The 8,416-nt window shown below is 68.4% G+C and carries 7 protein-coding genes and 1 pseudogene; 4 read left to right on the forward strand and 4 right to left on the reverse strand.

What is annotated here, in order from left to right:
• Positions 1–83: 83 nt before the first annotated feature.
• The 4 genes from AB4Y86_RS06635 to AB4Y86_RS06650 form a co-directional block, all read right to left on the reverse strand.
• The gene (locus AB4Y86_RS06635) at positions 84–593 is read right to left on the reverse strand and encodes a hypothetical protein (protein WP_441401208.1); all 510 of its coding nucleotides are present in this window, start codon (positions 591–593) and stop codon (positions 84–86) included.
• Positions 594–708: 115 nt separating this feature from the next.
• A complete protein-coding gene (locus AB4Y86_RS06640; protein WP_441401210.1) occupies positions 709–1,236 on the reverse strand; it encodes a SixA phosphatase family protein in 528 nt (175 codons plus the stop codon).
• A gap of 263 nt (positions 1,237–1,499) precedes the next feature.
• Entirely contained in the window at positions 1,500–2,369 is an 870-nt protein-coding gene (locus tag AB4Y86_RS06645; protein WP_441401211.1) for a winged helix-turn-helix domain-containing protein, read from the reverse strand.
• 566 nt (positions 2,370–2,935) lie between these two features.
• Positions 2,936–3,787, reverse strand: a complete 852-nt coding sequence (locus AB4Y86_RS06650) for a hypothetical protein (RefSeq protein WP_441401213.1) — start codon at positions 3,785–3,787, stop codon at positions 2,936–2,938.
• 243 nt (positions 3,788–4,030) lie between these two features.
• Here AB4Y86_RS06650 and AB4Y86_RS06655 point away from each other — a divergent pair, with 243 nt between their 5' ends.
• The 4 genes and pseudogenes from AB4Y86_RS06655 to AB4Y86_RS06670 all read left to right on the forward strand — a co-directional run.
• On the forward strand, positions 4,031–4,771 hold the full coding sequence (locus AB4Y86_RS06655; RefSeq protein ID WP_441401214.1) for a response regulator transcription factor: 741 nt from the start codon (positions 4,031–4,033) through the stop codon (positions 4,769–4,771).
• A 3-nt stretch (positions 4,772–4,774) separates the two neighbouring features.
• Positions 4,775–6,439 carry a HAMP domain-containing sensor histidine kinase gene (locus AB4Y86_RS06660; protein ID WP_441401216.1) on the forward strand — a complete coding sequence of 555 codons (1,665 nt, stop codon included), beginning with the start codon at positions 4,775–4,777 and terminating at the stop codon, positions 6,437–6,439.
• Positions 6,440–6,516: 77 nt separating this feature from the next.
• Positions 6,517–7,980: a glycosyltransferase gene (locus AB4Y86_RS06665; RefSeq protein WP_441401218.1), complete on the forward strand. Its 1,464-nt coding sequence runs from the start codon at positions 6,517–6,519 to the stop codon at positions 7,978–7,980.
• Positions 7,981–8,416: pseudogene (locus tag AB4Y86_RS06670) on the forward strand (glycosyl transferase); the annotation flags it as partial.

Here is an 8,416-nt window from a genome sequence, read left to right on the forward strand (position 1 = left end):
GCGCTGATCGCCGCGGGCGGCAGCGGATGTCGGCAGCGGATTGGGGGCGCCGCACCAGGCGGCTGGGCCGGTGTTCCTGCGTCTTAGAGGTTGCGCGGCTGCTCGCCGTGCGGATCCTCGGTGTCACGCCGTTCCGCCGCGGCGTCCTCCCGGATCGCGGCGGTGTCGCCGCTTGCCGCCGGACGCTCGCGGTCGCCCCGGTCGCGGCGCAGTTCCTCCTGGGGCTGAGCGTCGCGCGTCTCGGCGTCGCTGCGCTCGGTCGTGACGACGTCCGGATCGACCTCGTCGGCCCGACGGAGCTGCTCCTCGGCGCCGGTGCGGACGTTCTGCGCCTCCTGTTGCGTGCCGCGGGCCTGCATGCGGAGTCGTTCGGCCTCGACTTCGGCGGCTTTGGCGTCTGCTTCCGCGCGCGCCGCCTTGGCCTCATGGTCCCTGGCTGCCAGCTGGTCGGCCTCTGCCTTTTCCCGCATTTCCGCGGCCCGGTTCCGGTCCGCGGCCGTCTTGCGCTTGCGGCTGAAATAGATGGCCACTGCGACGATCGCGAGCACCACCACGACGCCGACGATGATCCCTACAAGCTGTCCTGAATCCACGGTGATCCACCTTTTCCCTTGGTCGCCAAGAAAACGCCATCAGTAAAAGCATTAACAGCATCAGTAAACAACACAATCAGCGGGCTGACTATCGGTCCGCCCACGCGCCGGGCCGCTACTTCGCCCGCGGGACCTTGAAGTGGGTCAGCCGGGCGTCCTGGCCGTCCAGTTCGGCCCAGGACTTCTCCGTCTCAAAAACCGAAAGCCCGCTGGTCGGATAGCGCGTGGCCGCATCCATGTAGGCGTCATGGTTCGAGTCGCGGGAGGCCAGGTGCATGGCTAAGTCCTGCACACCGGGCATGTGGGAGATCACCATCAGCGTCGTCACGGTATCCGGGACGTGGTTGATGACCGCCAGCATGCGCGAGGCCGAAGCGCCGTAGAGACCGTCCTCGAGTTTCGGCGTCGGGGCCTTATCCCCCAGTTCGCTGCACACCCAGGTGCAGGTCTGCCGGGTCCGCAGTGCGCTGGAGCAAAGGATGAAATCTGGGACCACGCCGTGCTTGAGCAGCCATTTGCCCGCCAGCGGCGCCTCCCGGTGGCCGCGCTCTTCCAGCGGCCGCTCATGGTCCGCGACGCCGCCCGGCCAGTCCGCCTTGGCGTGCCGCATGAGCACCAAACGTTTGATGTAGTGGTCACTCATCCCCCAAGCCTAGCCCGCCCGCACAGACCTAAGCATTGGAGGCCAGTGAGCGGACTCTGCCTCCGTGAACGGCAGAAGGCGGCATGTTCCGTACTGGCCGTTGTTGCTTTGGAGAGGAAGAGAAGCGGCTTTCCGCGTAGTGCCGCATCGCCGACTGAGGAACGAAGGAGGTGTCTAAGGCACGGCGGAAAGCCGCTGAAGCTTTCTCGAAAGCGAAAGCGCCCGCCCCCAATGAGGAACGGACGCTTTGCGCGAAGCTAGAGCTAGATGGAGTACTCCGGAGCGGCCCAGACCACAACCTCCGGGTGCTCATAGAACCGGTAGCCCTGGCCACGCACGGTCCGCACAGTGTTGGCCAGCCGGCCCAGCTTGGAGCGCAGGCGGCGGATGTGCACGTCGATGGTGCGCTCGTTGGGAACCTCTTCGGCGTTCCGCCACAGGCCCTCGAGCAGTTCGTCGCGRCCCACGGTGCGGGTGCCGTTCTCCACCAGGTAGTTGAGGAGCTCGAATTCCTTGAACGTCAGGTTCAGCGATTCGCCGTCGAGCGCCACCTCGCGGCGGGCGAGGTCGATCAGCACGCCGGACGGACGCGGATCCTGCGCCTGCTGCAGCCGCGTGTTCTCGGCGCGCTGGCGGGCGCCGGCGGTGGGGTCCCCAAAGGTGGACCGGACGACGTCGAGGGCTGATCCCGGAGCTGAGGCTGGGGCGACGGCGACGGCGGCGTAGCTTTCGGCGCCGGCCACGAGGGACTGGGCATAGGCCCTGATGTCCTGGGCCAGTTTGGCGATGGAGGTGCCGGCGGCGGCGGCGGTTTCCTCATCGATGCCCATGTAGAGCACGAAGCCGCGGGCCACATTGTCGTTGGGCACGGGGCGGAGCGGGTTGCCGCCCGGGGCGACCACCGGGGTGGGCGCGGTGGCCGGCGCGGACTCGGCGGCGGGGACTGCACGCAACTGCCCGTAGGAGTTCGGGTTGTAGCCCTGCCCCGCGTAACCGGGTGCCGGGAAGCTGTTGCCGGGGCCGGCGGGGCCGATGCTCGGACGGCCACCAAAGCCTTGGCGAAGGCCGGAGGCCTGTCCGGCCTTGTTGGCGTTACGGACGGAGATGTGGACGTATCCGGATGCAACTGACATGGAATGCTTACCTCAATGTGAATGGCCGTAATCGCGGCTCGAATGCTAATTTCCCCGCAATGCAAACTGGGGAGGGGCGCCCGACTCGGGGCTGGGGCGAATGCCTAGAAACGTTCTGGGGTGGAGAAGTTAGGCGTGCATTCGACAACAACGCATCTCGGATCCAGCTGGTGAGCTGATCCAGGAAGCTGCGGCTGCAGGTGCTGTTGAGTTCTTGTTCACAATTGAAGTGTGCAACGTAACAAAGAGAACTTGCAAGTAACAAAGCACCGCAATGTCCGCATCGTGAGACGAAAAGCGCGATTGTAGCGCAAATCACAATTCTGACCGATGGAACAAAGCGCTGCCATTCTGCGGACTGCGGCGACAATTGCCGGACTGAACCGAAGAATGTTCGCCACACTGGCGTGCTCTCCCGAAATCATTCACTGTAGGTGAAACCTGCGGAATCGTCATATTGGCTTTCCGCCGCCACCGCTGTCCAAGGAGTGGTCACGCCGCCGGGCGGGAAAGCCCGGCGGCGTTCCGCGGTGACAGGTAGTTTCAGGAGGGTAGAGCGAGGGCCGTCAGTTGGATTGGCCGGTGGCGGTGGCGGCCACAACCATGACGGTCGAGGCCGTGTAGTTCGAGCCGTCCTTGGCTGCCACGATCCGCACGGTACCGCCAGCGACGATGTCCGCCACGCTCAACTGGGTGCCCGTGCCGCCGGCCTGCTGGCGCCGCTGCTCCAGGTTGCTCACCACCACATTGCTGCCCAGGCCGTAGCTGCGCGTGAACCCGTCGCTGCTCTTGACCGTGACGGACGTCGCGCTTACCTCGGTCACAGTCCCCAGTTGCTCCGCCATGGTGGTGTAGGTACTCCCTTCGAGGATCACGTATTCGGCGTGCACGGCTGCGGAAAGGCCGCCGCCCATGCCGCCGGCGGTGAAGCCCCCGGGTCCGCCTTGGCCCTGGCCTCGCCCTCCGGCGGAGCCTCCCTGCGGAGAACCGGGCATGCCCTGGGTGCCCATGCCTTGGCCGCCCGGGCCATGGCCGGCCGCCGCTCCGGCGGCGGCGGTGCCGTTGGCTGCCGCCGAGTTGGAGGTGAAGGCATACACCCCGACCCCGGCGCCGATGGCCAAAACTGCTGCCGCGCCGCCGACGGCGAGCCCCCGCTTGAGGGTCCACGGCTTGTCGGCAGAAGGTCCCCGCGAGGCGCCACCAGGCGCGCCCCAGCCGGCGGCGGGCTGCGCGGGGCCGGGCTCGTGGGGGGCATACGGCGCGCCCCAACCGGCGGCCGGCGCCTGCCCGGCATACGGGCCGGGCGCCTGCCCGGGCGTTGGTTCCGCCGCGTAGGGTGCGGTGACGGGCGCCGGCGGGTTCTCGGATCGGGGTTCGGGACCGGGCCGGTTGTCGGCTCCCGGATGCTGGCTGCTCATGGTGTTTCTCCTGTCAGGTACGGATCTGTATTCACCCCAGAGTGCTGGGCAATCCTGTGGCGGGGCTGTGCGCTCCGTCGTCCGTGCCTGTGACGTTCCGCGGAATTTTGAATGCCCGACCTACGCCTTCCCACCCCGGCGTGCGCGCTCCCGGACGGACATCCAGCTGGGTAGTCTGAGATTCACAGGTGCTGCACAGGATCCCCAAAGCCGCGCCTAACCGGCAGATCGGAGAGTCGTCCCATGGCCAATTCGCACTCCCTGACCAACAACCTTCCGCAGCTCACGCATCCGGACGGCTCCCCCATCCGTGCCCTCGTGGTGGACGACGAGCCCAGCCTGTCCGAGCTGATGAGCATGGGCCTGCGAATGGCGGGCTGGTCCGTGGCCGTGGCGGCCGACGGACCCGAAGCAGTCAAGCTGGCCAAGGACTTCCGCCCCGACGTGCTGGTGCTGGACGTCATGCTCCCCGGGTTCGACGGCGTCGAACTCCTCAGCCGGATCCGGGCGTTCGCGCCCGAAGTTCCGGCGCTGTTCCTCACGGCCAAGGACGCCGTCCAGGACCGTATCACCGGCCTGGCCGCCGGCGGCGACGACTATGTCACCAAACCGTTCAGCATGGAAGAGGTCCTGCTCCGCCTGCACCGGCTGGTCCAGCGCTCCGGGGTGGCCGCGATGGACACCGCCGAACTCGTGGTCGGGGATCTGGTGCTCAATGTCGACACCCGCGACGTCACCCGCGCCGGCGAGGAACTGCACCTGACGGCCACCCAGTTCGAGCTGTTGCGCTACCTGATGGAAAACCCCAAACGCGTCATCAGCAAGGCGCAGATCCTGGACCGGGTCTGGGACTATGACTTTGGCGGCCAGGCGAACATCGTGGAACTCTACATTTCCTACCTCCGCAAGAAGATCGAAGCCAACCATGCGCCCATGATCCACACCGTGCGCGGTGCCGGCTACGTCCTGAAACCGGCGGACTGATCCGTGCCCACTCTTTCCGGCGTGACCCCCGCACCAGGGCGCGACTGGCGCAACCCGTCCACGTGGCACCTGCGCACCCGGCTGGTCCTCGTCGCCATGGCGCTGCTCGTGGCCATCTGCGGCGCCGTGGGCGTGTTCAGCTACGTCTCCATGAACGATTTCCTCACCCGGCAGCTTGATGGGCAGCTCAATGAGGCGTCGCACCGCTCGAGCGAGTTCGGCCGGCCCCCATCCGGCGACCCTGCCGGCCGCCCCGACCCGCTCGAAGCCCGGGGGCAGGGCGTTGGCACGCTTAACGCGCGGCTCCTTGCCGGCAGAGTGGCCAGCGCAGGCTTCCTGGCCGGGGACGCAAGCCGCCAGAGCCTCTCCCCCGATGACAACGCCGTCCTGCTGGCGCTCTCCCCGAACGGTGGGCCCGTGGACCGGACCCTCTCAGCCGGCGACTACCGGCTCACAGCCGTGCGGGCCCCCTACGGTGACATCATTGTCACCGGGCTCCCGCTCGCAGACAAGGAAAACACCCTGGCCTCGCTCGTCTGGACCATGGTGGTGGTCTCCGTGGGCGGGCTCGTGCTGATCGGCCTCGCCGGCACAGCCTTGATCCGCCGGACCATGAAACCGCTGGAACAGCTCTCCGAGGTGGCCACCAAGGTCTCCCGCCTCCCGCTGGACGCCGGCGAGGTGGCGCTGGGAGTGCGGGTCCCGGCGTCGGCGGCGCATCCGGGAACCGAGGTGGGCAGCGTCGGCTACGCCCTGAACCAGATGCTGGACAACGTCTCCAACGCCCTCGAGGCACGGCAGGAGAGCGAGATGAAGGTCCGGCAGTTCGTCGCCGATGCCTCGCACGAGCTCCGCACACCGCTCACGGCCATCCGYGGCTACACCGAGCTGMTKCGGATGACCGAACACTTCACGCCCGACGGCGAAAAGTCGCTGGCCCGCGTCCAAAGCCAGTCCGTGCGGATGACCACCTTGGTGGAGGACTTGCTGCTGCTGGCGCGCCTGGACGAGGGGCAGGCGCTCAAGGTCAACGACGTCGACCTCACCCAGCTGGCGATCGAAACCGTGAGCGACGAGAAAGTCATGGCCCCGGACCGCATCTGGCAGCTGGAGCTCCCGGACGAACCTGTGGTGGTGCGCGGCGACGCCACCCAGCTCCACCAGGTGCTGGCCAATCTGCTGTCCAATGCCCGCAAGCACACGGAGCCCGGCACGAAGGTGGTCACGGGCGTCATGCGCTCGGCTGACGGCAGCGCCGTCGTCACGGTCACGGACAACGGCACCGGCATTGCCCCGGAATTCATCGGGCGGATCTTCGCCCGCTTCGCGCGGGCCGACGCTGCCCGCACCAACCCGGCGGACGGTCGCACCGCGCTCCCCGCGGTCGCGGCGGCGGGCGCACGGTCCGGGGGCACGACGGCGGCCCCACGTTCGGGCGCCACCACCCGCGGTCGGGCCGGCCGGAGCGCCACCGCGGGAGTTCCGACTTCCGAGGGCACCAGCGGACTGGGCCTGTCCATCGTCCAGTCGATCGTGGAGGCCCACGGCGGGACCGTCGAGGTTTCGTCCCGCCCGGGCCGCACGGAGTTCGCCGTCCGGTTGCCTGCCGCACCGCCCGCGGAACCGGCAGCCGGTCCTTCAGCACCGGCCGGTCCGGCCGGAGCCTAGTCCCTGACTCCCTCTTCCACAGCCAGCACACAGCTTGAGCCCATCGCCCTCATATGGGACGACGGGAGAGTTGAGCTATGACATTCACAGACCAGGCCACAGGAACCCCGCTTCGCTCCACGGCGGCGCCGGCCGGTCAGGCGGCGCCCGCCGCCTCCGGATTGGATCCGACCGGACGCGCCGCGTCCGCGCCGGATTTGGCCGGCGCGCATTCCGCCGCGCTCGGGGTGCCGCTCGGCACGCTGACCCGCAGCGGCGGCCGGCGCTCTGCCGTTGACACCCGAACCGGCACCCCGGTGCTGGACGTCACCATCCCGGTTTTCAACGAGGAACGGGACTTGGAAGCATGCCTGCGCCGGCTCCACGCCTACCTGCGCGACTCTTTCCCGCACCCGTTCCGGATCACCGTGGCGGACAACGCCAGCACCGACGGCACTCTTAAGACCGCCGAGCGCGTGGCCCGCGAGCTCCGCGAAGTGAGCGTGGTCCACATGGCCGAAAAAGGCCGCGGGAACGCGCTGCGCAAGGTCTGGCTCGCGTCGCCGTCGCCGGTCCTGGCGTACATGGACGTGGACTTGTCCACCGATCTGGCGGCGCTCGGCCCGCTCCTCGCCCCGCTGATTTCCGGGCACTCCGACCTGGCGATCGGGACGCGGCTGACCCGCAACTCACGGGTGGTCCGCGGGCCCAAGCGGGAGTTCATCTCGCGCAGCTACAACCTCTTGCTGCACTCCTTCCTGGGCGCACACTTCAGCGACGCGCAGTGCGGGTTCAAGGCGATCCGTGCGGACGTGGCGCGGCAACTGCTCCCCCACACCCTGGACAACGCCTGGTTCTTCGATACCGAGCTCCTGGTCCTGGCCGAGAAGTGCGGGCTGCGGGTCCATGAAGTACCGGTGGACTGGACCGACGACCCGGATTCCAGCGTGGACATCGTCCAGACCGCCCTCGCGGACCTGCGCGGCATGGCCCGGCTGAGCCGCGACCTGGTCTCCGGCCGCATTCCCGTTCCCGAGCTGCGCGCGGCCCTGGCCCGCGGCCCGCTCCCAGCCTCCTCCCGCGGCCAGGAACAAAGTCCGGGCGGTAGCCTCTTCGGGCAGCTCGTCCGCTTCGGCAGCATTGGCGTCGCCTCCACCCTGGCGTACCTGCTGATCTTCCTGCTCTGCCGGGGCATCATGGACCCGCAGCTGGCCAATTTCCTCGCTTTGCTCACCACCGCCGTGGCCAACACCGCGGCCAACCGGCGCTTCACGTTCGGCATCCAGGGCAGCAGCCAGGCGGTCCGCCACCACTTTGAAGGTCTGTTGGTCTTTGGAATCGGACTGGCCCTGACCTCGGGGGCGCTCCTGCTGGTCCACGCATCCGGCGGGACTCCCGACCGTTGGGTGGAACTGGCCATGGTCACCGCAGCCAACCTTGCCGCCACCGCCGTCAAGTTCCTGCTCTTCCGGCTGGTGGTCTTCGGGCGCCGGACCGACTCCGGCCTGCCGGTGCCCGACGCCGCCGACGCTTCGCTCCCCCACACAGAAACGGCCAAGTAAATGACCGCCACCATCAGCCCCACCCYCGGGGCCCAGCCAACGCCCGCCTGGGCACCCGGCACCACCGCGACGGCGGAACGTCCGACCGCGGGCCGCCCGGCAACTCCGCGGCCACCCATTCCCCAGGGACGCCGCGAGCGCCTGCTGTTCGGACCGCAGCCGCGGTGGGTGCGCCCGTCGGCAGCCCTGTTGCTGGGTGTAACCGCGGTGCTGTACCTGTGGAATCTGCAGGCCACCGGCTACGCCAATTCCTTCTACGCGGCGGCGATCCAGGCCGGAACCAAGGACTGGACCGCGTTGCTGTTCGGCTCGCTCGACGCCGGCAACGCCATCACCGTGGACAAGCCTCCGGCGGCGTTCTGGATCCCGGCCCTCGCGGGACGCATCTTCGGCTTCTCGGCACTGAGCATGCTCATCCCCCAGGCACTGATGGGAG

Source organism: Arthrobacter sp. 2YAF22_2, from assembly GCF_052114645.1.
GTDB lineage: Bacteria > Actinomycetota > Actinomycetes > Actinomycetales > Micrococcaceae > Arthrobacter.